This is a genomic window from Azospirillum sp. TSH100 (assembly GCF_004923295.1).
Taxonomy (GTDB): domain Bacteria; phylum Pseudomonadota; class Alphaproteobacteria; order Azospirillales; family Azospirillaceae; genus Azospirillum.
The window spans coordinates 1,813,949-1,840,948 of the sequence record NZ_CP039634.1; the positions used below are offsets into that span (position 1 = coordinate 1,813,949).

A 27,000-nucleotide genomic window follows, 5' to 3' on the forward strand; every position below is an offset into this window, starting at 1 on the left:
ACAGGTCGGTACTCCAATGAAAAAGGGGAGCCGCCATCGCGACTCCCCCATTCTCCAACGAACCCTGTCCGGTTTCAGGCCGCCTTCTTCTCGGCGATCAGCTGGACGAAGCGGTCGAACAGATAGTGGCTGTCCTGCGGACCGGGCGAGGCTTCCGGGTGGTACTGCACCGAGAAGACAGGCTTGCCCTTCAGGCGGATGCCCTCGTTGGTGCCGTCGAACAGGCTGACATGGGTGACCTCGGCGTCGGCCGGCAGGGTTTCCGGCACCACGACGAAGCCGTGGTTCTGGCTGGTGATCTCCACCCGGCCGCTGGCGAGATCCTTGACCGGATGGTTGGCGCCGCGGTGGCCCTGCTGCATCTTGGTGGTCTTGGCGCCCAGCGCCAGCGACAGCATCTGGTGGCCGAGGCAGATGCCGAACATCGGCACACCGGTGTCGAGCAGGCCCTTGATGGTCGGCACGGCATATTCGCCGGTGGCGGCGGGGTCGCCGGGGCCGTTGGACAGGAAGACGCCGTCCGGCTGGTGGCGCATCACGTCCTCGACCGTGGCGGTGGACGGAACCACCGTCACCTTGCAGCCGGCGGCGGCGAGGCAGCGCAGGATGTTGCGCTTGGCGCCATAGTCGATGGCGACGACATGGTACTGCGGCTTGTCCTGGGTGGCGTAGCCGCCGCCGATGGTCCAGCCGGCCTCGGTCCAGTCATAGGTCTGGCGGCAGGACACGTCCTTGGCCAGATCCATGCCCTCCAGACCCGGCCAGCCCTTGGCCTTGGCGACCAGCGCCTCGATGTCGAACTTGCCGTCAGGCGCATGGGCGACGACGCCGTTGGGCGCGCCCAGATCGCGGATGCGGCGGGTCAGCCGGCGGGTGTCGATGCCGGCCAGGCCGACGAGGCCGTAGCTCTTCAGCCAGTCGTCCAGATGGCGGGTGGCGCGCCAGTTGGACGGGTCGGTGATGTCGGCGCGCAGGATCAGGCCGCGTGCGGCGGGCGTGATCGTCTCGATGTCTTCGGCGTTGGCGCCGGTGTTGCCGATGTGCGGGAAGGTGAAGGTGATGATCTGGCCGGCATAGCTGGGATCGGTCAGGATCTCCTGATAGCCGGTCATGGAGGTGTTGAAGCACACCTCGCCCACCGAATCCCCCGTGGCGCCGATGCCTCGGCCGCGGAACACGGTGCCGTCGGCCAGGACCAGGACGCCGGTGTGAACCGCATTGTCGGAGGGGGGAGTGGCGAGAGTCATTCCAGTGAACCTTCCCAAAAACCGCGGCCGGCGACGGATCGGGTGATCGGCGGAACGGCGACGGCCTAGCGTCCCGCCGGGCGCGCACACGTAGCCGCTCGCACCCCACCTCCGCCGGAATGGGCGATGACGTGGGATCGAGTGGGCTGATCGGATGGGCCGGACATCCTATATGACGATTGGACGCCCGATTTCCAGCAATAGCTTTGCAAGGCGGCCCTGATCCGCCGACAAAGTCGGGTGGTGCGGGCCGCCCATTCGCTGGCCGGGGCTTTTGCCATGGAAATCGGCGGCCATTTTCGGAATAGTCGGCTGTCCGGCTGGAGCCTCCTTTCCCGGCCCGACGAAGCAAGGAAGACAGGACATGACGCTGCGCACGCAGTTCACCGACAGCCTCAAGGATGCGATGCGCGCGAAGGACCAGCGCGCGGTGTCCACCATTCGCATGATCCTCGCCGGCCTGAAGGACCGCGACATCGCCGCCCGCACCCGCGGCGTGACCGACGGCATTGACGAGGCGGAGATCCTGTCGATGCTGCAGACCCTGGTGAAGCAGCGCAACGAATCGGCGGGGCTGTACGAGCAGGGCGGCCGTCCCGAACTGGCCCAGCAGGAGCGCGAGGAGATCGCGGTCATCGAACGCTTCCTGCCGAAGCAGATGAGCGACGAGGAGGCCGGCGCCGCCATCGACGCCATCGTCACCGAACTGGGTGCGGTCAGCATCAAGGACATGGGCAAGGTGATGGCCGAGCTGAAGGCCCGCCATGCCGGCCAAATGGACTTCGCCAAGGCCGGCGGTCTGGTGAAGGCGCGGTTGTCCGGCAAGTAAGGCCGGGCCGAAGGGGCGCTGGCCGCCGAGGGGGAACCCGAGGCTAGGCTTGCGCCCCGGGGTGGCGTGCAGCAGTCGGGAGGACGGTGGAATGGTCGCGGTCCGCAAGCCCACTTTCTCACGCATGACCGTCGCGGAGTTCCTGGACTGGAACGGCGACGGCACCGACACGCGGTACGAGTTGGTGAATGGCGAACCGCGCGCCATGGCGCCGGCGAGCATCACCCACGGCATCCTGCAAAGCACGGTCGCCCGTCTGATCGGAAATCATCTGGCCGACCGGGCGCCCGGCTGCCACATAGTGACCGCGCCCGGTGTGCAGCCCCGAGTCCGCTCCAGCCACAACATGCGTATCCCTGACCTGGGCGTGACCTGCACCCCCGACGAACGGGGACTGCGGACGCTGCCCGATCCGGTCCTGCTGATCGAGATCCTCTCGCCCAGCAACGAGGCCGAGACCTGGGAGAATGTCTGGACCTACACCACGCTGCCGTCGGTCCGTGAGATTTTGGTGCTGTGGACGGCCGGGATCGGTGCGGAGCTTCTGCGCCGGCAGGCGGACGGAAGCTGGCCGGAGAGCCCATCGGTGATCATGGCGGATGATGCGCTGGGTCTGGAAAGTATCGGCTATGAGGTTCTCCTGAGCAGACTCTATGCCGGGACGCATCTCGTCAGGCAACCTGACTGACCTGCGCCATCTGCGCCCTTGGGGGCGGCGGCGCTGGTTCCCATACTATGCCTCTGCTATAGCCTAGCGCCCATCGCCTCCGCCTGATGCCCTCTGTAGCCCGGTGACCGTTCGACCATGGCCTTCCCGCCCCAATTCCTGGAAGAACTGCGCACCCGGCTGACCCTGTCGGAAGTGGTCTCCAAGCGGTTGCGGCTGATTCGCGCCGGGCGGGAGTACAAGGCGCCCTGTCCCTTCCACAATGAGAAGTCGCCGTCCTTCTACGTCAATGACCAGAAGGGCTTCTTCCATTGCTTCGGCTGCGGGGCCCATGGCGACATCATCGGCTTCGTCATGCGCCACGACAATCTCGGCTTCCCCGAGGCTGTCGAGCATCTGGCGGGAGAGGCCGGGCTGCCGGTGCCGCGTCCGACCGAGGAGGACCGGCAGCGCTACGAGAAGCGCAAGACCCTGCATGACCTTGTCGAGCAGGCGACGCGCTGGTTCGAGCAGCAGCTTCACACAGCCGCCGGGCGGCCGGGGCTGGACTATTTCCTGCGGCGCGGGCTGGATGGCGAGACCATCGCCCGCTTCCGGCTGGGCTTTGCGCCCGGTGATTCGAACGCGTTGCGGACCTATCTCGGCAAACAGGGCTTTTCCGACGACGACATGGTCAATGCCGGGCTGCTGAAGCGGCCGGACGACGGCCGGTCGCCCTACAGCTTCTTCCGCAACCGCGTCATGTTCCCGGTCACCGACAGGCGCGGGCAGGTGGTCGCTTTCGGCGGCCGCATCCTGGAGGGTGACGGGCCGAAATACGTCAACACCGCCGACACGCCGCTCTTCCACAAGGGCACGCTGCTCTACGGCCTGTCGCGGGCCCGGCAGGCGGCGGCGGACGGCAAGCCGGTGATCGTCGCCGAAGGCTACATGGACGTGATCGCGCTGGTCCGCGCCGGATTCGAGGGGGCGGTGGCCCCGCTGGGCACCGCGCTGACCGAGACCCAGGTGCAGGAGTTGTGGAAGCTGATCCCGGCGGCGGAGAAGGTGCCCTTTCTGTGCTTCGACGGCGACAATGCGGGCCGGCGCGCGGCGTGGCGGGCGGTGGAGCGCATCCTGCCGCACCTCGCCCCCGGCCAGTCGGCCCGCGTCGCCTTCCTGCCGGATGGGGAGGATCCCGACAGCCTGATCCGCGCCCAGGGTCCGAAGGCGATGGGGGCGGTGCTGGAAGCGGCGATCCCGCTGTCCGACGCGCTATGGCGGATGGAGAGCGAAGGCCGGCCGACCGATACGCCGGAGGCCAAGGCCGCGGTGAAGGCGGCGCTGGAGGCCCGCGTCGCCACCATCGCCGACCGCGACGTCCAGAGCTTCTACCGCACCGAGATGCGCCGCCGCGTCGACGAGGCCTTCGCCCCGGTGCGGCAGGGCTACAACCGCGGGCCGTGGGTGCCGGGGCAGGGGCGGGGTCGCTTCGGCGAAGCGCCGCGCCGCCATGTACCGGGCACGCCGGGACGCCTGACCTCCAAGCCGGTGGGGGAGGGGCGCGGCCGTGCGTCCCGCCTTGCCTCCATGCGGGAGCGCGTCCTGCTGGCGACGCTGATCAACCATCCGGACCTGTTCGGCGAACTGGCCGAGCCGCTGGGGCTGTTGCCATTCGGTGACCCGGAACTGGAAAAACTGCGCTGGGCGGTCATGGAATGCCTCTCCGACGACCGCAACCACGACTCGACACTTGACGCCGCTGCGCTTTGTCGCCACTTGTCATCCGCCGGCCATGAGACGATGGTCGGTGCTTTGCTAAGCGAGTCGACCTATGTCCATGCCGGCTTCGCCCGTCCGGACGCCTCCACGGAGGATGCACGGAAGGGATGGTGGCCTGCGTGGCGGCATCTGCATCACGAGCGGGTGCTCGACGATCTTAGGGAAGCGAAGGCGGCTCTGACCCGTGACAACAGCGAGGCCAACTTCGCGAGGGTCGTGGCTCTTCAGCAGGAGGTCATAAAGTCCGGCCTGGGTATCGCGGACAGTGACTTTGACGATGTCTGACGGTTGACGATGCATATCGTCGCCAATCGGTCATCGGTTGATGAGTACTCGGTTTACGGGTACAGGGCAACAGGACGGGGCCGCATGACAGGTTCTGTGATGGCGGGTTCTGGGTAGATACATGGTTTGGGGGTGGGGCGGACGGGCCGGGCAACCGGGACCGGGCGCTCCTTTCGTCTTTATTCACTGGGGTAATGCGGGGGCACCGATCGCATGGCCACGAAAGCTGCGAACAGCGTGGAAGTTTCCGAAACGCGGGAGGAATCCGCAGACGGTCCTCTGATGGACGGCATGGGTTTGGCCGTCAAGAAGATGATCGCCCGTGGCAAGGAGCGCGGGTATGTCACCTATGACGAGCTGAACGCAGCGCTGCCGCAGGATTCGTCCTCGTCCGAGCAGATCGAAGACACGATGGCGATGCTGTCCGAAATGGGCATCAACATCGTCGAATCGGAAGAGCAGGATTCGGAGAACAGCGGCGAGGCCGGCGGCGAGGGCGAAGGCCGTTCGTCGGGCAACCTCGACGATGACGACATCGGCCGCACCGACGACCCCGTGCGCATGTACCTGCGCGAGATGGGTTCGGTGGAGCTGCTGTCGCGCGAAGGCGAAATCGCCATCGCCAAGCGGATCGAAGCCGGCCGCGAGATGATGATCGGCGCGATCTGCGAATCGCCTCTGACCATCCGCGCCATCCTGGAGTGGCATGATTCCCTGATGGAAGGGAAGATGCTGCTGCGCGACATCATCGATCTGGACGCCACCTATGGCGGCGGGCCCGATGGTGAGGAGATGCCGGAGGGTCTGGCCGAGGCGGTCGAGACCGCTGGCACCGCCGGCGCCACTCCCGCCGATGCGCCGGCCGACGAGGAAGGCGACGAGCCGCGTCCGCCGCGCGCCGAAGGCGAGGGCGAAGAGGGCGAGGAAGGCGAAGAGGGCGAGAACAGCCTGTCGCTGTCCGCGATGGAAGCCGCGCTGAAGCCGCAGGTCATCGAGACCTTCGAGAACATCAAGGCGACGTACGACAAGCTGCACAAGCTGCACGAGGCCCGCATGGGCGCGATGCAGCGTGGTGAGGATGTCGCCAAGCAGACGGACAAGAAGTACGACAAGCTGAAGCTCGAAATGGTCGAGCTGATGAACACCGTCCGCCTGAACAACCAGCGCATCGAACAGCTGGTCGAGCAGCTCTATGGCCTGAACCGCAAGCTGACCGGCTTTGAAGGCCGCCTGCTGCGCATGGCCACCGAGTGCCGGGTGAAGCGCGAGGACTTCCTGAACCAGTATTTCGGCCACGAGCTGGACCCGAACTGGCTGGAGCGCATCCGTGGCCTGAACCCCAAGACCTGGGGCAAGTTCGCGGAGAAGTACGACGGCGACATCCGCAAGACGCGCGAGGCGATCTCCAACGTCGCCGAGGAAGCGCGCCTGCCGATCAACGAGTTCCGCCGCATCGTCTCCACCGTCCAGAAGGGCGAGAAGGAAGCGAGCCGTGCCAAGAAGGAAATGGTCGAGGCCAACCTGCGTCTCGTCATCTCCATCGCCAAGAAGTACACGAACCGCGGCCTTCAGTTCCTGGACCTGATCCAGGAGGGCAACATCGGCCTGATGAAGGCGGTCGACAAGTTCGAGTACCGGCGCGGCTACAAGTTTTCGACTTACGCAACCTGGTGGATTCGTCAGGCCATCACCCGCTCCATCGCGGACCAGGCGCGGACCATCCGCATCCCGGTCCACATGATCGAGACGATCAACAAGCTGGTCCGCACCAGCCGCCAGATGCTGCACGAGATCGGCCGCGAGCCGACCCCGGAAGAGCTGGCCGAGCGTCTGATGATGCCGCTGGAGAAGGTCCGCAAGGTCCTGAAGATCGCCAAGGAGCCGATCTCGCTCGAAACGCCGATCGGCGACGAGGAGGATTCGCATCTCGGCGATTTCATCGAGGACAAGAACGCGGTCCTTCCGCTCGATGCCGCCATCCAGGCGAACCTGCGCGAGACGACGACCCGCGTCCTGGCCTCGCTGACGCCACGTGAGGAGCGCGTCCTGCGCATGCGCTTCGGCATCGGCATGAACACCGACCACACGCTGGAAGAGGTCGGCCAGCAGTTCAACGTGACCCGCGAGCGTATCCGCCAGATCGAGGCGAAGGCGCTGCGCAAGCTGAAGCATCCGTCGCGGTCGCGCAAGCTGCGCAGCTTCCTGGATACCTGATTGGCATACCTGATCCGGGACAGTTGTCTTCGAGACGGAGCGGGGGCCATTCGGCCCCCGTTTTCGTTTTCGGGCTTCCGCGTCGGAACGGTGAACGAGGGGTTGCATTTCCCCGAAGCTTTGTCGCAAAGTGCGCCCCGCGGTAGGGCCTGTAGTTCAGCGGTTAGAACGCGCCGCTCATAACGGTGTTGTCGTCGGTTCGAATCCGGCCGGGCCCACCAACCATCCTCCCCCTGCGGCAAGTCGATGACGGAGTGATCGCTATCTCCGGCGGTTACCGACATGCCCGGTTGAAGCCTTTTCGGCACAAGCGTGGCCGTATCGCACAAATTTTGCTGCAAGCCTCACAAAGTCTGGAATAAAGGATGCGCGGCGCGCGTTCGCACCCATATGCATCGGGTCTCCCCATCGGCCTTAGGGTCGAATGAGCCGGCCCGGCCCTGGAGTTGCGGCGCCGTGTCGTCCCGTCCGTCCTTTCGGGAGGAGGGGGGAGGCCATGGCGTGAGCCGTGGCGTGATCGGTAAGGATCGGGTGCGCGGTTGAGCAAATTCGGGGTCGATCTGGAAGTCCACATCGCGTCCTTGCGGCGCTATGCGCGTGCGCTGCTTCGCAACGGCGCGGATGCGGAGGATCTGGTGCAGGAAGCGCTGACGCGCGCGGTGGCGCGCGCCGACAGCTTCCAGGCGGGGACGAACCTGCGGGCATGGCTTTTCACCATCCTGCACAACGTCCACGTCAATCAGGTCCGTTCCAAGGCCGCCCGACCGCAGGAGGTCGATGTCGACGACGTCGAATCCAAGCTGGTCAGCCCGCCTCGGCAGGAAGAGCGCGTCGAGTTGCGCGAAATGATGCGTGCGGTCGACGAGTTGCCGGAGGAACAGCGCAAGGTGCTGCTTCTGGTGGCGCTGGAGGGCCTGAAATACGACGAGGTCGCCGACATGCTCGGCGTGCCGATCGGGACCGTCATGTCGCGCCTGTCCAGGGCGCGCGAGGCGGTTCGGGCGAAACTGGCGAACGAGGGTGGCGTCACCCTCCGGCGGGTGAAGTGATGAACGCGCATCAGGGAATGGGACGGGTCACGGAGGACGAACTCCACGCCTATGTCGATGGGCAACTGGATGGCAACCGCCGTCTGGCGGTGGAGCGATGGCTGGCCGAGGATCCGGAGGCGGCGCGCCGGGCGGAGGATTACCGCGCCCAGGCGATGCTTCTGCACGAGATGTTCGACACCGTCCTGCGCGAACCGCCGAGCGACAGGGTTCAGGAGCTGTCCGACCGGCTGAAGGGACGCATCGCCTTCAACGACAACCGTCCCGCCTGGTATGCACGTCCGTTGGTGCGTTTCGCCGCGGCGGTGATGCTGGTGGTCGCCGGTGCGGCCGGCGGCTGGATGGGCCGCGGCGTCGACCAGCAGGCCGGCGCTCCCGTCGCCCAGCAGCGCCAGACGCTGGCGACCTTCGCCCAGGAGGCGACGCAGGCCCACCGCTTCTACACGTCGGATGAACGCTTCCAGGTGGAGCTTGGCGCCGACAACCAGGATGAACTGAACGGCTGGCTGTCCAAGCGGATGGGCCGCGACGTGTTCGGTCCGGACCTCGGCCGTGTCGGCTATCGCCTGATCGGCGGCCGGTCATTGCCGACCGACCTCGGCGCCGGCGCGCAGTACATGTACGCCAACGACGCCAACAAGCGGATCACCCTGTTCGTCGGCGCCCCCCAGGGCGGCAACCAGTCCAACTTCAGCTTCACCCAGAACGGCGATGTCGCCACCTTCTACTGGGTCGAAGGGCCGCTGGCCTATGCGCTGGCCGGCCGCCTGTCGAAGGAGGAGCTGCTGGAGATCGCCAAGGCGGTCTATCAGGACGTGAAGGCCGGCCCGCCGCGCCGCGAGGCACCGCCGGAGCAGCCGCAGCAGCAGCAACCTCAACCGCAGCAGGAGCAGCCGGCGGGTGTGCAGCCGATCAGCGACACGCACAAGGCCAAGGAGAGCTGAGAGGAAATTGGGGGGCGCCGGTGGCGCCCCTTATGGTTCCAGCAGATGGGCCTTCAGCCAGTCGCGCACCTCGCGGCAGACCGCCTCCGAAGCCTCCTCCAGCGCGTGGCCGGTGCCGGGGACCAGAACCAGCTTCTTCGGGTCATGCGCATTGCGGTGGACGTGGATGGAGCAGTTGGCCGGCAGGATCTCGTCGGCCTCGCCATGGATCAGCAGAACCGGGCAGGACAGGTCGCCGACCGGGTCGGTGCCATAGCTCTGGGTCGCCAGCGTCACCACGGTACAGACTGCTCCCCGGTTCGACGCCGCCGCCTGGATCACCACCGCGCCGCCGAAGGAGTGGCCGACCAGCGCCACATGATGGATGCCCTGGCGGCCCAGGAAGCTCAGCCCGCACAGCACGTCGTACACCGCCTCTTCCAAGTCGCGCGGATCGCGGAAACGCAGGCGTAGCGAGGCGATGCCGTGGCCGGTGAAATCGGCGGCCAGACGGGGATAGAGCCCGCGTGCCGGCGTGTCGAATCCGCCGGCGATACCGCCGACCCACAGCACGGCCAGTTCTCCATCCGGCACCGGGTAATAGCGCGACTGGACCGGGCCGCGGTCGGTTTCCAGCGTCACCGGCCGAAAGCCTTCGGCGTCGGTGATGCCCATGGTGGCGTCCAGCAGAGGCACGGCCTCCTCCCTTCCGATCTTTGCTGCTGTAAGGCTAACAGCGCGGACGCCCTGCGGTTGCCGCTTACCACGGCGGGTGAGCGGCGGGGGAAGCAACGAAGCCGCAACCCGGCTGTTCTCCGTCCATGGTCTATGCACAGACGGGAAAGGAGCGGCGATGGCGTCGAACAGTTTGACCGGGCGGGACCGCTGGCCGCAGCCGGACTCTTTTCTTTCCGGGATCGGACCGGGCGATGCCGCGACCGGCGGCCGCTGGCTCGCCATGGTCGGTGGCACGGCGCTCGGCGTGCTGGGATTGCAGCGGTCGGGATGGGGTGGGGCGATGATGGCGCTGGGCGGCGCCGGTCTGTTCGCTGCCGGTGCTCTGGGGTTGCGGCCCTTCGGCGAGCGGTCGCTCGGTGCGGTGCCCAATCCCGGGGCGTGGCGCAGCCATGGTCCGGCCACCCGTCGGCGGTCGCTGACGCCGGAACGGACGCAGGCGGTGGTCACCATCGCGTCGGATGCCGGGACGATCTTCCGCTTCTGGCGCAACTTCGCCAATCTGCCGAAGCTGATGCCGCAGTTGGAGCGGGTCGACGTGCTATCGGGCACCGAAAGCCGCTGGATCGCCAAATCTTCGGGAGAAGTTCTGAGTTGGCGTTGCGTGCTGGACCGCGTCGATGAGGACCGGTTGCTGACCTGGCACACGGTGGGCGAGACGGCGCTGCCGCACCGCGCCTCGCTGATGATGAGCCCGGCGCCGGGCGACCGTGGGACGGAGGTGCGGCTGACGCTGGTCTACCGCGTGCCGGCCAGTGAAGTGGCGGCGCTGCTGGGCACCACGCCAGCGGGGCAGGCCGAGGAGGCATTGCGCCGGCTGAAGCAGCGGGTGGAAACGGGCGAGCTGTCGACCATAGAGCGCCAGCCGCGCGGCGGCACCTCCGGCTCTTTCCGGGAGGCGACGGAATGAAGGCGCTCTGCTGGAACGGACCCAACGACCTGCGGGTGGAGCGCGTGCCCGACCCGGTGCTGGTCAATCCGCATGACGTGATCGTCAAGGTGGCGCTGTCGTCGGTCTGCGGATCGGACCTGCATCTGATCGACGGCTATGTGCCGACCATGCGGCCCGGCGACATCATCGGCCACGAATTCCTGGGCGAGATCGTCGAGAAGGGGCCGGAGGTCCGCCATCTCAATCGCGGCGACCGGGTCATCACCGTCTCGATCATCGGCTGTGGCCATTGTGGACACTGCCGGCACGGCGAAAGCTCGCTGTGCGACAACTCCAACCCCAACCCGGACTATGCCCGCACCGCCTACGGCCATTGCGGGGCCGGAATCTTCGGCTACAGCCACGCCTTCGGCGGCTATGCCGGCAGCCATGCCGAGTATGTCCGCGTGCCCTATGCCGACTTCAACGCCATCCGCGTGCCGGAGGGGGTCAGCGACGAAAAGGCGGTCTTCGTGTCGGACGCCGTGCCGACCGGCTACATGGCCGCCGACATGGCCGGCATCAAGCCGGGCGACGTGGTGGCGGTGTGGGGCTGCGGCGGTGTCGGCCAGATGGCGATGCGCAGCGCCGCTCTGCTGGGGGCGGAGCGGGTGATCGGCATCGACCGTATCCCCGACCGGCTGCGCGCCGCCCAGATGAAGGCGGGGGCGGAGACGCTGGATTACAGCCGCGTCGACATCTTCGACGCGTTGCAGGCGATGACCGGCGGGCGTGGTCCCGACGTCTGCATCGACGCCGTCGGCATGGAGGCCGACAGTGCCTCGAACGCGGTGGAGGATCTCTATGACCGGGCGAAGCAGGCGGTCGGCTTGCAGACCGACCGGCCGGCGGTGCTGCGCCAGATGATCGAGAGCTGCCGCAAGGGTGGCACCCTGTCGATCGTCGGCGTCTATGGCGGGCTGGTCGACAAGTTCCCGATGGGGGCGGCGATGAACAAGGGCCTGACCTTCCGCATGGGCCAGCAGAACGGCCAGCGCTATGCCGAGCGGCTGTTCGAGCACATCGGTAAGGGCGACCTGGACCCATCCTACCTGATGACGCACCGGCTGCCGCTGGACGACGGGCCGCAGGCCTACCGCATGTTCAAGGAGAAGGCCGACGACTGTTTGCGTGTCGTCTTCGCCCCTCAGGGATAGTGGAGAAGGGAGAGTTCCATGGAACTGGTCTATGCCTATCCCGCCGAACGCGGACGCGGCGTGGAGGCCGAGATCGTCGGCAGCCTGCGCGACCGCTTCGGCCATGTCGTGCAGCGGGGGCGTGAGGAGCGCGACGCGGAGCGTGGCGACCGGTCCGACGTGCTGGTGACGCTGGAGGTCACCGACAACAAGGCCGAAGCGGCGCTGACCGCGCTGCGCGCCCACCCGCTGGTGATCGACGCGGCGGCGCGGAGCTTCGGCGAGCGCGTTTGAAGGGGGCCGTCCTCCTCCATGATGGTACCGCCATCGCGTCCCTTCCCAGGGAAAGCGGGCTGTCGTCCGCTCTCCCATTTCTTGCCGCGGGAAAGGGAGCCGGGATGAGGAAGCTTCTGAGTGTGGTCGCCCTGGCCGTCGCGCTGGGCGGGGGCGACGCGGTCGCGCAACAGTCCATGATCGACGGCTGGTCATGGAGCACCCTCGTGCCATCGATTGCCCAGACCGATGTCCTCGGCACCCATCTGCGCGAACTGAGGAACGAGCAGGAACGGCGCAACACGCCGCCGCCAGACGTCTCGCGGTTGGGCTACACGCCGTCGAAAGCCCGGCGCGGCGCCAATCTCGCCGCCTTCGTCGAAAAGACGCGGTCGGTCGATCCGAACGGTGCTGCCGATCTGCGACGGCTGTTCGCGGAGGGTGATTTGATCGAGCGGATCGGGGCGGCGATCGCCCCTGTCGGCTTGCGGGTTGACAATCTCGCGGATGTCTATGCGCTGTGGTGGATCACCGCTTGGCAGGCGACGCGCGGCGACAATGGCACGCTGGGCCGCGACATGTACGCCGCCGTCCGTGCCCAGGCCGCAAGGGCGCTGAATGGCGCCGGCAACCCCGCCAGGGCGTCCGATGCCGAAAAGCAGGAATTGGCCGAGGCCCTGCTGGTCCAGACGATGCTGATCGACACCGCGGTGGAGCAGGCCAAGGGCAATCCCGCGCTGATGCGGCAAGTCCGCGCGGCCGTCGCCAAGGGGGCGCGGGGAATGGGACTCGACATGGCCGCGATGGAGATCACCGCCGGAGGATTCGTTCCCAACGGCAAGCGGTGAGGGGAAGCGACATCGCTTTGACTCCGAAACAATTTCCCGATCCTGCGTGACCACGCCGCCCCACCCCTGTTGACCATACCCGCGGTGCAAGTCCGCATCACTCATCGGGGGGCCATGCCGTGATGATCTCCGCCGCAGTTCCGCCTGTCGAACAAGCGCAGGCCACCGTCAAACGCCGCTGGCCCATCGGGGTGGAACTGATGCCCGGCGGCGCCCATGCGCGGGTCTGGGCACCCAAGGCCAAGCGGGTGGAACTGGTCGCCGAAGCGGACGGTCTGGCGACGCCACTGGACGACGAGGGGAGCGGCTATTTCTCCGGCACGGTGCCGGAGTTGGAGGCGGGTGGGCTCTACCGTTTCCGGCTGGACGACAAGGAGATGCTCTATCCCGACCCGATGTCGCGCTTTCAGCCGGAGGGACCGCACGGATCGTCGCAACTGGTCGATCCGCATCGCTTCACCTGGACCGACCAGGGATGGCTGGGCCGCCCTATCCGGGGGCAGGTGATCTATGAAATGCACATCGGCACCTTCACGCAGGACGGGACCTGGGACGCTGCGCTGAAGGAGTTGCCGGCGCTGGCCGATCTCGGCGTGACGGTGCTGGAGGTGATGCCGGTGTCGGAGTTTCCCGGCCGCTTCGGCTGGGGCTATGACGGGGTGAACCTGTTCGCGCCGACGCGGCTCTATGGCGATGCGGATGCCATGCGGCGCTTCGTCGATGGGGCGCACCGGCTGGGGCTCGCCGTCATTCTCGATGTCGTCTACAACCATTTCGGTCCGGACGGCAATTACCTGAAATGCTTCGCCGAGGATTACTTCACCGACCGCTACAGGAACGAGTGGGGCGAGGCGATCAACTTCGACGGCCCCAATTCGGAACCGGTGCGGGAGTTCTTCCTGACCAACGCCGCCTTCTGGATCGAGGAGTATCACCTGGACGGACTGCGTCTGGATGCCACCCAGTCGATCCATGACAACAGCGAAGCGCGGGGCAAGCCGCACATCCTGACCGAGATCTCGCGCGCCGTGCGCAAGGCCGCCGGCGGGCGCGCCACGATCCTGGTGGGGGAGAACGAGCCGCAGCACGTCAGCATGGTGAAGCCGGCTGAGGAGGGCGGCTGCGGGCTGTGTGCCATCTGGAACGACGACCTGCACCATTCCGCGATGGTGGCGCTGACCGGCCGGACGGAGGCCTACTACACCGACTATCGCGGCACGCCGCAGGAATTCGTGTCGGCGATGAAGCATGGCTTCCTCTATCAGGGGCAGTGGTACCGCTGGCAGGGCAAGCGGCGCGGCATGCCGGCCTTCGGGGTGCCGCGCCCGGCCTTCGTCAGCTTCCTGCAGAACCACGACCAGATCGCCAACTCCGCCCGTGGCCTGCGGCTGCATGTGCTGACCACACCGGGGCGGCTGCGGGCGATGACGGTGCTCATCCTTCTGGGGCCCGGCACGCCAATGCTGTTCCAGGGGCAGGAGTTCGCCGCCAGTGCTCCCTTCCTCTATTTCGCCGACCACAAGCCGGAGTTGGCTGGGCTGGTCGAGAAGGGCAGGGCGGAGTTCCTGGCGCAGTTCCCCAGCATCGCCGAGCCGGCGATGCGGGCGCGGCTGGCCAGGCCGCATGCCGGGGACAGCTTCACCCGCTGCAAGCTCGACCACCGGGAGCGCGAGGTGAATGCGCCTGTCTGGGCGCTGCACCGCGACCTGTTGCGCCTGCGCCGCGAGGATGCGGTCTTTGCCGCCCAGCGTATCGGCGGGCTGGACGGCGCGGTGCTGGGGGAGGAGGCCTTCGTCCTGCGCTTCTTTGGGGAGGAGGAGGGCGACGACCGGCTGGTGCTGGTCAATCTGGGACGCGACCTGACCTTGCGTGTGCTGGCCGAGCCGCTGCTGGCGCCGCCGTTGGATGGTGCCTGGGCCGTGCTGTGGTCAAGCGAGGACCCCATCTATGGCGGCGGTGGCACGGCACCGGTGGAACAAGCGGACGGGGCCTGGCGGTTGCCAGGGCATGCGGCGCTGGTTCTGGCGCCCGCGCATGATTTTCCGACGAAAAGCGACGATGCCGGAGGCAACACAACCCCGGTCATCGCGGTTTCCAAAGGGTCGGAAACCGATAGCTGAGCGTAGGTCACCATGGCTGATTTCGTCCGCACCCTGTCGCGCGAGGTCCTGAACACCGGTCCGAACGGCGCCGAAACCCGTGAATGGCTGGTCGCCAACGGGCTTGGCGGCTATGCCTCCGGGTCGGTGTCCGGGTCGGTGACGCGGCGCTATCACGGGCTGTTGATCGCCGCACTGCCGGCGCCACTCGGCCGCGTGCTGATGCTGAGTCAGCTGAGCGACGTGGTCATCGACGCCGACGGTCACCATTACCGGCTGAGCTGCCGCGATACCGGGGGCGATCCGACGGGTGGCGAAGCGGGTGAGGAGGGGCAGACCGCCGCATTGCAGGAATTCCGCATGGAGGCCGGGCTGCCGGTCTGGCGCTTCCGGGCCGGCGGGGCGGTGATCGAGAAGCAGGTCGTCTTGCCGCACGGCCAGAACATCGTCCACGTCACCTACCGGGTGATGGAGGCGAAGGCGCCGGTGCAGCTGCGGTTGCGGCCGGTGCTGGCCTTTCGCACGCTGGAATCGGCAGTCGACCGGCCGCTGGCCGGTGCCTATCGCGTCACAGCTTCGGGGCAGCGCTATGAGGTGTCGGCCGGACCCGACCTGCCGGTGCTGCGCATGGCGATCGAGGGCGGAGATTTCCCGATGACGCTCGACGGCGGCATCCGGCGCGACGTCTATTACCGGGTGGAGGACGAGCGCGGCTACCAGTCGCGCGGCTCGCTGTGGACGCCCGGCTATTTCAGCGGTGAGGTCGGGGCGGGGCAGAGCATCACTTTCGCCGCCGCGACCGAGGACTGGTGGCGGCTGGAGGCGCTGCCGCCGGCCGACGTGCTGGGCTTCGAGGCGGAGCGGCGGCGGCGCATCATCCAGAATGCCCATCCCAGCTTGCGCGACGGCGCAATGGCGGAACTGGTGTTGTCCGCCGACAGCTTCCTGTTCGTGCCGGCCGGCCGTGTCGCCGACCAGATGCGGGCGCGGGCGGAGGGCGACGAGGTGCGGACGGTGATCGCCGGCTACCACTGGTTCACCGACTGGGGCCGCGACACCATGATCGCGCTGGAAGGGCTGACGCTCGCCACCGGGCGCCAGCTGGAGGCTGGCTGGATCCTGCACACCTTCGGCCATTACATCCGCGACGGCCTGATCCCCAACATGTTTCCCGATGGCAAGGACCGTGGGCTGTACCACACTGCCGACGCCACGCTGTGGTTCTTCCATGCTCTGCACCGTTATCTGGGCGCCACCGGAGACCGTGATACGCTGCGCCTGCTGCTGCCCAAGCTGCGCGAGGTGATCGACTTCCATCGCCGCGGCACCCGCTTCGGCATCGGCGTCGATCCCAAGGACGGGCTGCTGCGCCAGGGGCAGGAGGGCTACCAGCTGACCTGGATGGACGCCAAGGTCGACGACTGGGTGGTCACGCCGCGCCGGGGCAAGGCGGTGGAGATCAATGCGCTGTGGCACAACGCCCTGCGGCTGATGGCCGGCTGGCTGCGCGAGGAGGACGGCGAGGCCGCCGCCCGTCCGTTGACCGAGTTGGCCGATCAGGCGCGTGCCTCTTTCAACGCGCGCTTCTGGTGTCCGTCGGCCGGGCATCTGTTCGATGTGGTGGATGGCGAGCACGGCGATGACATCGCCTGCCGGCCCAACCAGATCTTCGCCGTCTCGCTCGATCATCCGGTGCTGGAGCGCGAGCGCTGGGCCCCGGTGGTGGAGACGGTGCGCAGCCGCCTGCTGACCCCGGTCGGACTGCGGTCGCTGGCGCCAGGCTGCCGCGACTACAAGGCGAAATACTTCGGCGACCTGCGGGCCCGCGACGCCGCCTATCACCAGGGTACCGTCTGGGGCTGGCTGATCGGGCCCTATGTCGATGCCTGGCTGAAGCTTCACCCGGACGACAGGGCGGAGGCACGCCGCCTGCTGGAAGGTTTCCTGCCCCATCTGGACGAAGCCGGGATCGGCACCATCAGCGAGATTTTCGACGCCGAGGCTCCCTTCACCCCGCGTGGCTGCATCTCCCAGGCTTGGAGCGTGGCGGAGGTGCTGCGCTGCTGGGTCAAGACGGAAAGCTAGGCGTTGTCGGGGGTTGCGAATGCCGCCCACCCGAAGGTCATAGGGCGGCCGATGGAGGCCGCCCCACCCGCAACGATGGTGCAATGCCCTTGGGGGCAGTTGTCAACAGGGCACAACAGGGTGTGAAATCAGAGGGTCGGGCGGAATGTGACAGATTCCAGTTGACACGCCGTCGGCGCCCTGACAGGCAGAAAAACGTGATTTTTCTTATAAATCAGTCGGTTGCGTAGATTGCCTATCTTTTGGGCAAACACCATCGGGCCCTTGAATCGCCTTGAGCGAATCGGGACTGACCACGGCTTGCCCACATAGTTATCCACAGCCTCTGTGGAGACCGCGGATTTGGTCTGCGGCCATGGCCTCCGTCGTGTCCACCATCCGGACCTGTACGTTCGATGCCTATACTTTGGGTAAGCTTTCCGACGCTGCTCTGCGCAACGGGGTAGCCGTATTGGATTTTAGCCAGACCGGAGAAAGCATCCTATAGTTCACCCACCGGTTCCTTCGGTACCCCGACTGAGTCGGTTGATTGCGAGCCTGCGGAGTGCGGGGGAACAGGCAGAGCGGAGGTGCCAATGCGGAGCGTTGTGCGAAGCGTCGCAGGCATGCCGTACCCGGCAGTCCGGACCGGGTGGGCCGATGGCGATACCGTTGCCGCTGCCAAGTCGACCGAAGTTCCGTCGCGCAGGTTGCTGGGCGGGCTGCCGCGGGTGGTCGGTCCGCTGCTGGGGGCATCGGTGCTGGGGGCGCTGATCCTGCATCTTCTCGCTGATCTGGTGGCGCGGCTTCCCGCCTCCGATGCGCTGGGCGCCTTGTCGGTGATGGTTGGCATGGCAGTGGTCCTCGTCACCCTTCTGCCTTTTGCCCTGCTGTCGGTCCGCCGGGCGCAGCGGGCCTGGGCCGGCTTGCAGAGCTATGGGCGGGGCAACGGACAGGGCTCCGGCCGCAGCTGAACCGCAGGATTTCGCAAGGATTTCATTGCTACGCGAAGCGTGCCTGCGTTTAATCGCAGGGGAGGGCGGCGTTCGCCCTTTCGCCCGCTGGACGGCGGCGGCTTTCCGGGAGCACAGGATGGGGCTTTTCGATTTCCTGAAGGTCACGGTGGCCGACAAGAAGACGGCCAAGCCGGCCGACCGCATGCCGGTCAGCGTGATCCAGTGCGACGGAAAGAGCTTTCCCATCGTGTCGCTGACGCCCAAGGGATTCGTCGCCCGCGGGTTCGACGGATCGCTGGTGGTTGGCCAGAACGCCAAGGTATCGGTGCGCGTCGACGATGCCGCCGGCAAATTCACCTTCAACGCGACCGTTTCGGTGGTGGAGATCAAGGGCGACACCGTCGGTGCCACCTGGAGCATCCTGCCGACGGAAATCGAGGCGGTGATCCGCCAGTATGCCCAGAACCGCAAGAAGCCGGACGGCAAGCCCGCCCGGTAAGCGTCACTGGCGGCCGGTCGCCCCGTCCGCCGCCGGCGCGGGCATGCCGGCATTGACGATCTTCGGCAGCGCCAGGACGCGCGCCCGCTCCAGCCATTCCGACAGGGTGACGAACTCGCAGCCCTTGGCCCTCAGCTCCGCGATGACGCGGGGCAGGGCCTGCGCCGTGCTGGGATAGGTGGAGTGCATCAGGAAGACGTTGCCCGGCAGGCCGCCCAGCTTGATCTGGCTGACGATCTTGTCGGCGTTGCGGACCTGCCAGTCCCGCGTGTCGATCGACCACAGCACGGAGCCCATACGCTCTTCCCGTGCGATGGTCAGCAGTTCGTCCGAATAGCGGCCATAGGGCGGGCGGAACAGCACCGGGTTGGCGCCGAAGCTGCGCAGGATGCGGTTGGTCTCGGCGATCTCGTAGCGGGCCCCGGCCGCGTCCATCTTGCGCAGATCGGAATGGGTCAGACTGTGGTTGCCGATCTCGTGCCCGCTGGCGACGAAATCATGGATCAGGTCGCCCTGGCGCTCGGCGATGCGACCGACCGGGAAATAGGTGGCGCGCACGCCTTCCTGGTTCAGGATGTCCAGGATCTGACGCGTCACCGTGCGGTGCGGCCCGTCGTCGAAGGTCAGGGCGCAGAGGTTCCAGTTCTCCCGCTTCAGGGTCGCCGGCATGACGTCATAGCGTGAATCCGGCATCACCGAGCGCAGCCGGCCCTTGCGGCGGCTGTGCTGCTCGATGTCCGCCATCGTGCGGGCATCTTCCTCGTTGTAGATGATGAGCCCGTCCACCGGCGGCGTGGCGGCCGCAACCGAAGGAGGCGGTGGAGGCGCCAGCGGAGCGGCGATAGCCGAACCGATCGGCGCCAGGACGGAGGAGGTGGTGGTCGTCACCATCTCACGGTTACCGGCCGGCTGCGGCTGCGGCTGCGGCTGCGTTTGGGGCGGCTTGGCATCGGCCGGTGCCGGTGCTGGCGCAGCGGCCGTTGCAGGGGCAGATGCGGGAACCGGCGCCGGTGCGGCGGCGGCGGTCACGGCCGGCGGCTTCGCCGCTGCCTGGGGGGGCGCCGTGGGTGCCGCCATGGGAGCCGTCGGCACTGCCGACGGTGCAATCGGTGCGGCGGCGCTGGCGGTGACCGCCTTCTCCGCCGGCTTCTCGGCCGGCGCCGGGCGGTCGACGACGAGGCAGCCGAAGCCGGCGCCGACGATCCGCCGGCATAGCGCCCGTGCGTCCGTGCCTTTGGCGACCTGGGCGTAGAGCGCGACGCCGGCGCCGCTTTTCGCGTCCAGCGGCATGACGGAGGCGGTCAGGCCGGCCGTCAGGTCACGTTCGCGTTGCTGCAAATTCTTCCAGCTCAGCCAAGCGTCGCCGTCGCGGGAATAGATGCCCAGTTGCAGCAGCGGACCATCGGGCGCCGGTGTGGCGGCGGGCGTGGCGCCGGGCGTGGTGACGGCGGAACCGGCGGAACCGGCGGAGCGTGGCGGAACGGCCGGCTTCGCCTCCACCTTGGTGGGGTGCGTGCGTTTGGCGGCCGGTTCGGCGGCGACTGACGGCAGGGCAGGCAGGGCAAGGACACAGACCAGCAAGGCGACCTTGAGCATGCCCGCGCGACCCGGCGGGACGAGAGCGCCGCCGTGGCCTTCGACGACATCGGCCGCCTGGGGTCGGGTGCTGGTGGGCGCAGCAATCGGCCTGAAAATGCGCAACATATCGGTCCCGTCGCTTGGCCCAGCCACTATCTGCGGACCACCGGTTGATGGCGGTGCAATATCATCACGATGGGGTTAATTCAAACGACAAGCGGCGTAATTGTGGCGGCTCCGCCGCTTTTCACAGGGGCGTTGCCGTTCGGAAACGGTGGCCGGCAGCAGTGGCCCGGGATCAAACAACGCGGACACTCCGGAACCGGTGGGGGAGCGGCGGGGTTCAATAGGGGACCGGCATGGCGGACGGGGCGGCGAGCCCCGCCGCGCGCCGCCTCTACCGCTCCCTATCAAGGCTTACCCGTAAAGGAGAAGACCCGTATGGCCGAGGATTTGGAAAGCCGCATCCGTCGGCGCGCGCATGAGATCTGGGAACGCGAAGGCCGTCCGGAGGGCCGTTCCGATGCCCATTGGGAGTTGGCCAGCGAAGAGATCGCGATCCAGGACAATTACCGCGACACGCTGAAGCCCAACCCCGCCGGCGGTCCGGAAGCGACGGCGATGCGCACCGAGCCGGTCGAACCGGTGCTGAGCATCGCGAATCAGGGCGAGCAGCCGGGCCTTGCCGATCAGGGCGACGAGATGGGGATCCCGATGCGTGGCGACCGCGACGTCTGGCCAACGCCGGAAGAGGCGGCCTCCACCGCTGTGCCACCCAACCGCAGCAGAAAGGCACGGCGCCGGGTTTGAGGCGGGCAGCTTGTCCCGCGTCAGACGCTGGACTTGTCGGTGGCCTTTTCCGCCGTGCCGCTCTTGTTGATCGGCATGGCGGCGCGGCCGGCGTCGGGCTGCACACCGGCAGGCGGCGCGGCCGCGGGAGCCGGTGCGGCGGCGGGTGTCGCTGCCGGAACGGTCCCCGGTACAGGCGCCGGAGCGGACACGGCGGCCGGCGCGTCGTCCAACCGGTCATAGATGTCCGGATGGAGACGGACCGCACCGTCGGCCTCCACCGTCGCAATCCAATAGACGAACTGCACCGGCATCGGGGTTTGCAGCTTGACCCATTGCGGCTGGGGCTTGTCCAGCATGCGGTCGATGCGTTCCGGCGTCACGCTGGTGCCTTGCAGCAGCAGTTCGGCCAGCCGGCGCGGTTCCTCCAGGCGGACACAGCCGGAGCTGATCGAACGCAGCTCGCGGGCGAACAGCCGCGGCTCGTTGGTTCCATGCAGGTAGATGTCGTATGGATTGGTCAGGTTGAACCGGAAGCGGCCAAGTGCGTTATGGTCGCCCGGCTGCTGCACGATGCGGACGCGGCCCGGCGTGACATCGTGCCAGTCGACCGTTTCCGGCGCCACCTCCTGCCCGTCGAGATAGACGATGGCGTTCTGGATGCCTGGTGTGCCCTTGGCCCGCAGCATCGGCAGCTTGTCTTCCTTCAGGACGGTGGGCGGCACCGTCCAGGTCGGGTTGACGATGATGTGGGTGATGCGGTCGGTCAGCAGCGGCGTCTCGCGTGACGGCCGGCCGACGATGGCGCGCATCGTCAGCTCCTCCTCCCCGCCGCGGACCAGCGTGGTGGTCTGATTGGTCAGGTTCACCACCAGGACATTGTCGGGCGCCGTGTCGCGGAAGCTGCGCATGGCGGTGGCGCTCTGCCGCATCAGCGCCGCGGCTTCCGCCGGCGTGCGGTCGAGCGCGGCGCGGGTGCCGGCGCCGATCAGCCCGTCGGGCTTCATGCGCTGGGCGAGCTGGAAAGCCTTCACCGCGTGGTCGATGTCGGCGGTGAAGACCTCCGACACCTTGTCGGCCGGCAGCAGGCCGAGTTCGACCAGCCGCTGGGCCAGCCGGCCGACACGCTCGCCGCTGCTGCCCAGCTTCATCAGTCCGCCGTCACCGATCCGGGTGGAGGTCTGCACCGGCGCGCGGTCCAACTCCACCGCAGCGGCGTCCAGCCGGTCGGCCCACTGGGTCAGTGTGTCGCGGTAGGGCAGGGCGTCCGCCGGCCCGGCTCCCAGCAGCGCCAACGCCGATGCGGCGGCCAGCGCCAGCATGGCCAGCTTATGGGGCTTGCGGATGTCGGCGGATACGGTCATGGCGGAACCCTCTGTCTCTCCTGGGCAGGCGGACCATCGGAACGGATGAACGGCTGCCCTTCCGATCAATTTATGCAACGCAATAATGGAAGGCGAGGCGCGCGGCGCGAAATCCCGTCGATCATTCTTCCGGTGTGATCTTCCTGCCGCCGTCCTATGACCAGCCTATGCAAGAAGGTCACACTGCAAAATTTTTTGATTGCCTCAGCCGATGACCTTCCTTATACGAATATGCGTCCGCAGACGATCCACACCAGACGGGACGCTTCGGATCAGCGTTGGTCATAAGGTTCATAATACCACCGCGGGCGCCGCGCGACCCGCCAAACGCCGAACGGCCACAGCGTAGAACGGCCAAAAACGTAAGACGACGAGGTTCGGGGATGCATTTGGGGGATGAAGAGCGTGCCGCTCCGTCCATCGGGCGGCGCGGGTTCCTGGGTTTTGCCGCTGCGGCGGTGTCGGCGGCCCTTCCGGCCGCATCCGGGGTGATGACGGGGGTCGCCACCAGCGTGGTGACGGGAGTCGCGACGGCGCCGGTCCTTCTGGGGTCGGGTGCTGCGGAGGCCGCTCCCCTCGCCGGCAGCGTGCGGCGCATCAGTCTGCACAACATCAACACGCAGGAACGGTTCGACGGCGTCTACTGGGCTGACGGCAATTACAAGCCGGAGGCACTGCGCAAGCTGGACGTGCTTCTGCGCGATCACCGCGCCAAGCAGGTCTGCCACTACGATCCGCGCCTGTTCGATCTGCTCGCCCGTGTGCACCAGAGCGTCGGCTCCGACGACCCGTTCGAGGTGATCTGCGGCTACCGTTCCCGCCGCACCAACGCGATGGCCCGGCGCCGGTCGCGCGGCGTCGCGAAGGAGAGCTATCACACCCGCGGCATGGCCATCGACATCCGCCTGCCCGACACGCAGTTGCGCGCCATCTCCGAGACGGCGAAATCGATGCAGTCCGGCGGCGTCGGCTATTACCCGCGCAGCGGTTTCGTCCATCTCGACGTCGGTCCGGTCCGCAGCTGGTAAGATTGCGGGCGGCCGCGCCGGTCGCAGAGACGCGAAGGATAAAGAAAAGGCTCCGCATTGTCAGACGCGGAGCCTTTTCCATGTGCCCGTGCAGATCAGTTTCGTGGGGACGGCTTCGACGCGCGCAGGATGTCGGTCGGATCCCACACCGCCCCGTGACGGCGGCGCGCCTTGTTCTGACTGGTGGCGTCCGCGGTCTTCAAGGCCTTGACCCGCGTCCCGTCGCCTCGCGCCGCCCGGCCGGACTTGCGGACGCTTTCCCCATCCAGACCAGTCGCGACGATTTCGCTGTCGGCAAGGCTGCTTCCGCTGCCGGGGGACGACTGCTGGCTTCCGGATGGCATGCCCGATGACGGGGATGCATCCGGTTCACCGTCCTCACCCTCACCCGGGTCTTCGGGCGGCTCCTTGATCTCGGGAGAGAGGGCGGAGAGCAGGGACAGCATCTCGTCCGATACGTGGGACGGCGCAGCGCGCCACAGACGCAGCAAACGCGCCTCCCGCCGGCTGATCTGACTGTCGGTGTCGCCCGGTTCCTCAAAGCCGCCACGCAGGCGGCGGGTGCTGTCGGGATCGTTGTAGGTGTCGAAGAAGAAACTGACGGGAACGTCCAGAACCTGGCTCAGGCGATACAAGGTGCCTGCTGAAATTCGGTTGGAGCCGCGTTCATATTTCTGGACCTGCTGAAAGGTAAGGCCGATCGCTTCGCCCAGTTTTTCCTGGCTCATGCCCAGAAGGGTCCGGCGCATCCGCACGCGCTGCCCGACATGGGCGTCTACAGACCAGGATTCCGGCGATCCGCGTCGTCCTCTTTTGCGCGCCGTCGGCTCACTCATGTCCATTGGTCTCCGATGCCCAGTCGTTCGCGGCCTCTCTTTGCGAGAATGAAAGGATTGTTTGCACATTCTTTGGTGGGTTTCAAGAGAAAACTTCTGAATATTGATGTGCTGCCGTCATATTCCGATAGGCATTGGTGGTGTGCCAGCATTCGTGGGAGTTGTCCTGTTACAGCTTTGTATTAAATGATCGTCATCGAGAGCGGATTGCGACAAGGCTCTGCCTTATCCCTGCCGTCATCGTTTTGCGGAAATCTCCGAGTCTTGCGACTCACCCATTGGTTGGAACGACAGCTTTTTGTTTACAGGAATTTTGTGTTCGAGAGGGGATGGGTTTTATACCTCCACAAATGGTGGCTAAGAAGCCCCTGGTTGTAATTAATATTCGACTGGGCATCGTTAAACTTTCTGCTCTTGAGGCCGATACACATGGTCACGCGGCGCCCATCCCCGCGCGGACGTGGGCAATCGTTGGGCATACGGCCGTTAATATATAATTAACCTTGATGGGGCGGCCGGCGGAGCCCCGAAGAGGCGGAATCCGGCGGTGAAGGGCTGCGGTGCGTGACCATCCATATCGGCCTTTCAGACGCTCCTCGTTCGGGCGTCGCCGGACGGGTGTGGGGGCGCCACGGCCCATGGACCGCCGGTGGCTGCAAAGGCCTCCACATGGTCGCGCAGCTTCTGGACCTGGGACGGCGTAACGCTGCGGCCGAAGCGGGACTTCAGCAGGGCGGCCAACGCGCCGCGGGTCGGCCGGCCGCCGCCGGCCGACAGGGTGCGATAAGCGACGAAGGCCTCGGCATAAAGCCGGACGCGGTCAGGTCGCCTGCGCAGCTGCGCTGCCTGCGCGGAAGAAGCGTGGTCCAGATGATCGCTCAACCGGGCCGCCGCCTGCGCTTGGGTCAGGTCGGGCAGCGGGACGGCAGGTGTTTCCGGCGCTTCGGGTCTGCCGATGGAGTCGCGCAGGCGTCGCCGGCGCTGGCGTTCGCGGTCTCCGGCGCGCAGCCGCTCGGCATAGGCTGGATCTGCCGCCCGCCGTTCGGTCCGGCTGCGGTTGGAACGGACGGCACGCTCCGCCTCCTGCGCCCGCAGCAGCGGGTCGCGCAGCAGAAAGGTCAACTCCTCCGCGGTCAGCCGATGCGTCTGATCGGTGTCCGCAGGCGGGGCGCTTTCGTCTTCGCCGTCGGCGTCGTTCATCGCGGAGGAACGCGCCGCCGCCGTTCCTGTTCCCGCCGTCCGCCGTCGAGACCCTTGGCGGGAGTCCCCGCCTCGAAATCCTTGCTTGAAATCCCTGCCATCAAATCTCCGCTTGGATGATGAGGGAGATTTCATGTCCGGTGGCGGTCCCGCCCGTGCTAGAGAGGGGCCGTCATTTTCGGCCCCGTGCAACAGTGGAATTCACCCGCCCATGACCCCCCGGCAAGCCCTTCAGCAGCGCCTTGCGGCTTTGGATGCCCATCTGCGGGCGGAAAACCCCAATCTGCTGCCGGTCCTCCCGACCTTCCGCGCCTTCGATCGCATCCTGGCCGGGCTGGGGCTGATCGACCGTCATGAATCCTTGACCACCCGGATTCCCTGGTGGCCGATGGTCGCGGTGCTCGGCACCTTCTCGGCCGGCAAGTCGACCTTCCTCAACGGATATCTCGGCGAGGCGCTGCAGAACACCGGCAATCAGGCGGTCGACGACAAGTTCACCGTCATCTGCCACGGGCCGGAAACCCGCAAGGAGGCGCTGCCCGGCACCGCGCTGAACGCCGACCCGCGCTTTCCCTTCTATCGCATCGCCGACGAGATCGAGAAGGTGGCGGCCGGCGAGGGCAAGCGGATCGACAATTACCTGCAACTGAAGACGTTGGCCGGTCCGCGGACCAAGGGCAAGATTTTCATCGATTCGCCGGGTTTCGACGCCGACGATCAGCGCCGCTCCGTCCTGCGGCTGGTCGACCATATCGTCGAGCTGTCGGACCTCGTGCTGGTCTTCTTCGACGCCCGCCATCCGGAACCGGGCGCCATGCAGGACACGCTGCGTCATCTGGTCGCCAAGACGGTCAACCGGGCCGACGCCCGCAAGGTCTGCTACATCCTCAATCAGGTCGACACCACCGCCAAGGAGGACAATCTGGAGGCGGTGTTCGGTGCCTGGCAGCGCGCCATCGCCCAGGCCGGGCTGGTGTCGGGCCGCTTCTATGCCATCTACGACCAGCGCTCGGCCGTCGACATCGAGGATGACGGCCGCCGCGCCCGCTACGAAGCGCGGCGCGACCATGATCTGGCCGAGATTCAGACCCGCATCAACGAGGTGGAGGTCGCCCGCGCCTACCGCATCATCGGCTCCATCGACAGCCTGACCAAGGAGCTGGAGGGGGAGGTGCTGCCCAAGCTGCGCGAGGCGATGGCGACGTGGCGCCACCGCGTGCTGACGGGCGACGCGGTGTGGGGCGTGCTGCTGCTGTCCTTGCTGGCGGCTGTGGTGCAGACGGCCGGCGGTGGCTTCGGCGCCTTCCTGGGCTGGCTGTCCGAGACCGGCGACAGCGGTCTGCCGCTGCACCTGATCGGCACCGTGCTGTTGCTGGGTGGGCTGTTCCTCGCCGGGCACTTCAAGATCCGCCAGTTCTTCGCCCGCCGCATTGCCGCAGCCTTGAGCGACCGCTTCGGCGACGTCGATTTGAACCTGCGGCAGGCCTTCGTTAAGAACACGCGCTTCTTCCGCTCGATCTTCGCCAAGCAGCCTGCGGGCTGGGGCGGGCGGGCGCGCAAGGCGATCTTCGCCATCCGCGAGGCGACGGCGGTGCATGTTCAGCGCGTCAACGACCTCTACACCGACCCCGCCGGCCGCCGCGCCAGGGAGGCGGCGACCGGCCCTGCCGCCGCGGCGGAATGACCGCA

The 27,000-nt window shown here is 67.0% G+C and carries 23 protein-coding genes, 1 tRNA gene and 1 pseudogene; 18 read left to right on the forward strand and 7 right to left on the reverse strand.

All coding sequences use genetic code 11. From position 1 onward, the window contains the following. Window positions 1-74: 74 nt before the first annotated feature. On the reverse strand, window positions 75-1,247 hold the full coding sequence (gene carA, locus E6C72_RS08685) for a glutamine-hydrolyzing carbamoyl-phosphate synthase small subunit (protein ID WP_109086470.1): 1,173 nt from the start codon (window positions 1,245-1,247) through the stop codon (window positions 75-77). A 65-nt stretch (window positions 1,248-1,312) separates the two neighbouring features. Beyond that, entirely contained in the window at window positions 1,313-1,528 is a 216-nt protein-coding gene (locus tag E6C72_RS32700; RefSeq protein WP_158280179.1) for a TetR/AcrR family transcriptional regulator C-terminal domain-containing protein, read from the reverse strand. A gap of 83 nt (window positions 1,529-1,611) precedes the next feature. On the opposite strand from E6C72_RS32700, the gene E6C72_RS08690 reads away from it, so the two are divergent. From E6C72_RS08690 to E6C72_RS08720, 7 genes are all read left to right on the forward strand, one after another. Next, window positions 1,612-2,076 carry a GatB/YqeY domain-containing protein gene (locus E6C72_RS08690; RefSeq protein WP_109086471.1) on the forward strand — a complete coding sequence of 155 codons (465 nt, stop codon included), beginning with the start codon at window positions 1,612-1,614 and terminating at the stop codon, window positions 2,074-2,076. Window positions 2,077-2,167: 91 nt separating this feature from the next. Then, a complete protein-coding gene (locus tag E6C72_RS08695) occupies window positions 2,168-2,764 on the forward strand; it encodes a Uma2 family endonuclease (protein ID WP_109086472.1) in 597 nt (198 codons plus the stop codon). Between the two features lie 117 nt (window positions 2,765-2,881). Further along, on the forward strand, window positions 2,882-4,789 hold the full coding sequence (dnaG, locus tag E6C72_RS08700; protein ID WP_109086473.1) for a DNA primase: 1,908 nt from the start codon (window positions 2,882-2,884) through the stop codon (window positions 4,787-4,789). Window positions 4,790-5,002: 213 nt separating this feature from the next. Next, a complete protein-coding gene (gene rpoD / locus E6C72_RS08705) occupies window positions 5,003-7,003 on the forward strand; it encodes an RNA polymerase sigma factor RpoD (RefSeq protein ID WP_109086474.1) in 2,001 nt (666 codons plus the stop codon). A gap of 145 nt (window positions 7,004-7,148) precedes the next feature. Further along, window positions 7,149-7,224, forward strand: a tRNA-Ile gene (locus tag E6C72_RS08710). Window positions 7,225-7,542: 318 nt separating this feature from the next. Next, on the forward strand, window positions 7,543-8,052 hold the full coding sequence (locus E6C72_RS08715) for a sigma-70 family RNA polymerase sigma factor (RefSeq protein ID WP_109086475.1): 510 nt from the start codon (window positions 7,543-7,545) through the stop codon (window positions 8,050-8,052). Beyond that, complete coding sequence (locus E6C72_RS08720; RefSeq protein WP_109086476.1) at window positions 8,052-8,996, forward strand: anti-sigma factor; 945 nt, start codon at window positions 8,052-8,054, stop codon at window positions 8,994-8,996. Before E6C72_RS08715 ends, E6C72_RS08720 begins: the two co-directional genes overlap by 1 nt. Before the next feature lie 30 nt (window positions 8,997-9,026). Here the strand turns inward: E6C72_RS08720 and E6C72_RS08725 are convergent, their stop codons facing one another. Continuing rightward, window positions 9,027-9,671 (reverse strand): alpha/beta hydrolase, encoded by a 645-nt coding sequence (locus E6C72_RS08725; RefSeq protein WP_109086477.1) that lies wholly within the window; start codon window positions 9,669-9,671, stop codon window positions 9,027-9,029. A 157-nt stretch (window positions 9,672-9,828) separates the two neighbouring features. Between E6C72_RS08725 and E6C72_RS08730 the strand changes: the two genes are divergently transcribed. From E6C72_RS08730 to E6C72_RS08765, 8 genes are all read left to right on the forward strand, one after another. Continuing rightward, the gene (locus E6C72_RS08730; protein WP_109086478.1) at window positions 9,829-10,620 is read left to right on the forward strand and encodes an SRPBCC family protein; all 792 of its coding nucleotides are present in this window, start codon (window positions 9,829-9,831) and stop codon (window positions 10,618-10,620) included. After that, window positions 10,617-11,798 carry a zinc-dependent alcohol dehydrogenase gene (locus E6C72_RS08735; protein WP_109086479.1) on the forward strand — a complete coding sequence of 394 codons (1,182 nt, stop codon included), beginning with the start codon at window positions 10,617-10,619 and terminating at the stop codon, window positions 11,796-11,798. The genes E6C72_RS08730 and E6C72_RS08735 overlap by 4 nt, the downstream gene beginning before the upstream one ends. 18 nt (window positions 11,799-11,816) lie before the next feature. After that, complete coding sequence (locus E6C72_RS08740; RefSeq protein WP_109086480.1) at window positions 11,817-12,071, forward strand: hypothetical protein; 255 nt, start codon at window positions 11,817-11,819, stop codon at window positions 12,069-12,071. A 104-nt stretch (window positions 12,072-12,175) separates the two neighbouring features. Further along, a complete protein-coding gene (locus tag E6C72_RS08745) occupies window positions 12,176-12,898 on the forward strand; it encodes a DUF6683 family protein (RefSeq protein WP_109086481.1) in 723 nt (240 codons plus the stop codon). A gap of 122 nt (window positions 12,899-13,020) precedes the next feature. After that, window positions 13,021-15,018 (forward strand): malto-oligosyltrehalose trehalohydrolase, encoded by a 1,998-nt coding sequence (gene treZ / locus E6C72_RS08750; RefSeq protein WP_169055139.1) that lies wholly within the window; start codon window positions 13,021-13,023, stop codon window positions 15,016-15,018. Between the two features lie 12 nt (window positions 15,019-15,030). Next, window positions 15,031-17,082: an amylo-alpha-1,6-glucosidase gene (locus E6C72_RS08755; protein WP_109086482.1), complete on the forward strand. Its 2,052-nt coding sequence runs from the start codon at window positions 15,031-15,033 to the stop codon at window positions 17,080-17,082. Window positions 17,083-17,687: 605 nt separating this feature from the next. Continuing rightward, window positions 17,688-18,035 (forward strand): hypothetical protein, encoded by a 348-nt coding sequence (locus tag E6C72_RS08760; protein ID WP_109086483.1) that lies wholly within the window; start codon window positions 17,688-17,690, stop codon window positions 18,033-18,035. Between the two features lie 118 nt (window positions 18,036-18,153). Beyond that, a complete protein-coding gene (locus tag E6C72_RS08765; protein ID WP_109086484.1) occupies window positions 18,154-18,516 on the forward strand; it encodes a hypothetical protein in 363 nt (120 codons plus the stop codon). A 3-nt stretch (window positions 18,517-18,519) separates the two neighbouring features. On the opposite strand, the gene E6C72_RS08770 is transcribed toward E6C72_RS08765, so the two are convergent. Then, window positions 18,520-20,112, reverse strand: coding sequence for a polysaccharide deacetylase family protein (locus E6C72_RS08770; RefSeq protein WP_247875781.1), 1,593 nt, complete (start codon window positions 20,110-20,112; stop codon window positions 18,520-18,522). 423 nt (window positions 20,113-20,535) lie between these two features. On the opposite strand from E6C72_RS08770, the gene E6C72_RS08775 reads away from it, so the two are divergent. Beyond that, window positions 20,536-20,904, forward strand: a complete 369-nt coding sequence (locus E6C72_RS08775) for a DUF2934 domain-containing protein (RefSeq protein WP_109086486.1) — start codon at window positions 20,536-20,538, stop codon at window positions 20,902-20,904. 20 nt (window positions 20,905-20,924) lie between these two features. Here the strand turns inward: E6C72_RS08775 and E6C72_RS08780 are convergent, their stop codons facing one another. Next, window positions 20,925-22,247, reverse strand: a complete 1,323-nt coding sequence (locus E6C72_RS08780; protein ID WP_109086487.1) for a L,D-transpeptidase family protein — start codon at window positions 22,245-22,247, stop codon at window positions 20,925-20,927. Window positions 22,248-22,630: 383 nt separating this feature from the next. On the opposite strand from E6C72_RS08780, the gene E6C72_RS08785 reads away from it, so the two are divergent. Next, window positions 22,631-23,275, forward strand: a complete 645-nt coding sequence (locus tag E6C72_RS08785) for a DUF882 domain-containing protein (RefSeq protein ID WP_109086488.1) — start codon at window positions 22,631-22,633, stop codon at window positions 23,273-23,275. A 580-nt stretch (window positions 23,276-23,855) separates the two neighbouring features. On the opposite strand, the pseudogene E6C72_RS08790 reads toward E6C72_RS08785, so the two are convergent. Both E6C72_RS08790 and E6C72_RS08795 read right to left on the reverse strand, forming a co-directional pair. Beyond that, window positions 23,856-24,111 (reverse strand): annotated as a pseudogene (locus E6C72_RS08790) (helix-turn-helix domain-containing protein); the annotation flags it as partial. Between the two features lie 585 nt (window positions 24,112-24,696). After that, window positions 24,697-25,311 carry a hypothetical protein gene (locus E6C72_RS08795; RefSeq protein ID WP_109086489.1) on the reverse strand — a complete coding sequence of 205 codons (615 nt, stop codon included), beginning with the start codon at window positions 25,309-25,311 and terminating at the stop codon, window positions 24,697-24,699. 211 nt (window positions 25,312-25,522) lie between these two features. Here E6C72_RS08795 and E6C72_RS08800 point away from each other — a divergent pair, with 211 nt between their 5' ends. Then, window positions 25,523-26,995 carry a dynamin family protein gene (locus E6C72_RS08800; protein WP_109086490.1) on the forward strand — a complete coding sequence of 491 codons (1,473 nt, stop codon included), beginning with the start codon at window positions 25,523-25,525 and terminating at the stop codon, window positions 26,993-26,995. Window positions 26,996-27,000: the final 5 nt, after the last annotated feature.

What these genes read in the sequence shown, in the direction of transcription:
- carA (WP_109086470.1), bottom strand. Translation starts at nt 1,247, where the DNA reads ATGACTCTCGCCACTCCCCCCTCCGACAATGCGGTTCACACCGGCGTC.
- E6C72_RS32700 (WP_158280179.1), bottom strand. Translation starts at nt 1,528, where the DNA reads ATGGCAAAAGCCCCGGCCAGCGAATGGGCGGCCCGCACCACCCGACTT.
- E6C72_RS08690 (WP_109086471.1), top strand. Translation starts at nt 1,612, where the DNA reads ATGACGCTGCGCACGCAGTTCACCGACAGCCTCAAGGATGCGATGCGC.
- E6C72_RS08695 (WP_109086472.1), top strand. Translation starts at nt 2,168, where the DNA reads ATGGTCGCGGTCCGCAAGCCCACTTTCTCACGCATGACCGTCGCGGAG.
- dnaG (WP_109086473.1), top strand. Translation starts at nt 2,882, where the DNA reads ATGGCCTTCCCGCCCCAATTCCTGGAAGAACTGCGCACCCGGCTGACC.
- rpoD (WP_109086474.1), top strand. Translation starts at nt 5,003, where the DNA reads ATGGCCACGAAAGCTGCGAACAGCGTGGAAGTTTCCGAAACGCGGGAG.
- E6C72_RS08720 (WP_109086476.1), top strand. Translation starts at nt 8,052, where the DNA reads ATGAACGCGCATCAGGGAATGGGACGGGTCACGGAGGACGAACTCCAC.
- E6C72_RS08730 (WP_109086478.1), top strand. Translation starts at nt 9,829, where the DNA reads ATGGCGTCGAACAGTTTGACCGGGCGGGACCGCTGGCCGCAGCCGGAC.
- E6C72_RS08735 (WP_109086479.1), top strand. Translation starts at nt 10,617, where the DNA reads ATGAAGGCGCTCTGCTGGAACGGACCCAACGACCTGCGGGTGGAGCGC.
- E6C72_RS08740 (WP_109086480.1), top strand. Translation starts at nt 11,817, where the DNA reads ATGGAACTGGTCTATGCCTATCCCGCCGAACGCGGACGCGGCGTGGAG.
- E6C72_RS08745 (WP_109086481.1), top strand. Translation starts at nt 12,176, where the DNA reads ATGAGGAAGCTTCTGAGTGTGGTCGCCCTGGCCGTCGCGCTGGGCGGG.
- treZ (WP_169055139.1), top strand. Translation starts at nt 13,021, where the DNA reads ATGATCTCCGCCGCAGTTCCGCCTGTCGAACAAGCGCAGGCCACCGTC.
- E6C72_RS08755 (WP_109086482.1), top strand. Translation starts at nt 15,031, where the DNA reads ATGGCTGATTTCGTCCGCACCCTGTCGCGCGAGGTCCTGAACACCGGT.
- E6C72_RS08760 (WP_109086483.1), top strand. Translation starts at nt 17,688, where the DNA reads ATGCCGTACCCGGCAGTCCGGACCGGGTGGGCCGATGGCGATACCGTT.
- E6C72_RS08765 (WP_109086484.1), top strand. Translation starts at nt 18,154, where the DNA reads ATGGGGCTTTTCGATTTCCTGAAGGTCACGGTGGCCGACAAGAAGACG.
- E6C72_RS08770 (WP_247875781.1), bottom strand. Translation starts at nt 20,112, where the DNA reads ATGCTCAAGGTCGCCTTGCTGGTCTGTGTCCTTGCCCTGCCTGCCCTG.
- E6C72_RS08775 (WP_109086486.1), top strand. Translation starts at nt 20,536, where the DNA reads ATGGCCGAGGATTTGGAAAGCCGCATCCGTCGGCGCGCGCATGAGATC.
- E6C72_RS08780 (WP_109086487.1), bottom strand. Translation starts at nt 22,247, where the DNA reads ATGACCGTATCCGCCGACATCCGCAAGCCCCATAAGCTGGCCATGCTG.
- E6C72_RS08785 (WP_109086488.1), top strand. Translation starts at nt 22,631, where the DNA reads ATGCATTTGGGGGATGAAGAGCGTGCCGCTCCGTCCATCGGGCGGCGC.
- E6C72_RS08795 (WP_109086489.1), bottom strand. Translation starts at nt 25,311, where the DNA reads ATGAACGACGCCGACGGCGAAGACGAAAGCGCCCCGCCTGCGGACACC.
- E6C72_RS08800 (WP_109086490.1), top strand. Translation starts at nt 25,523, where the DNA reads ATGACCCCCCGGCAAGCCCTTCAGCAGCGCCTTGCGGCTTTGGATGCC.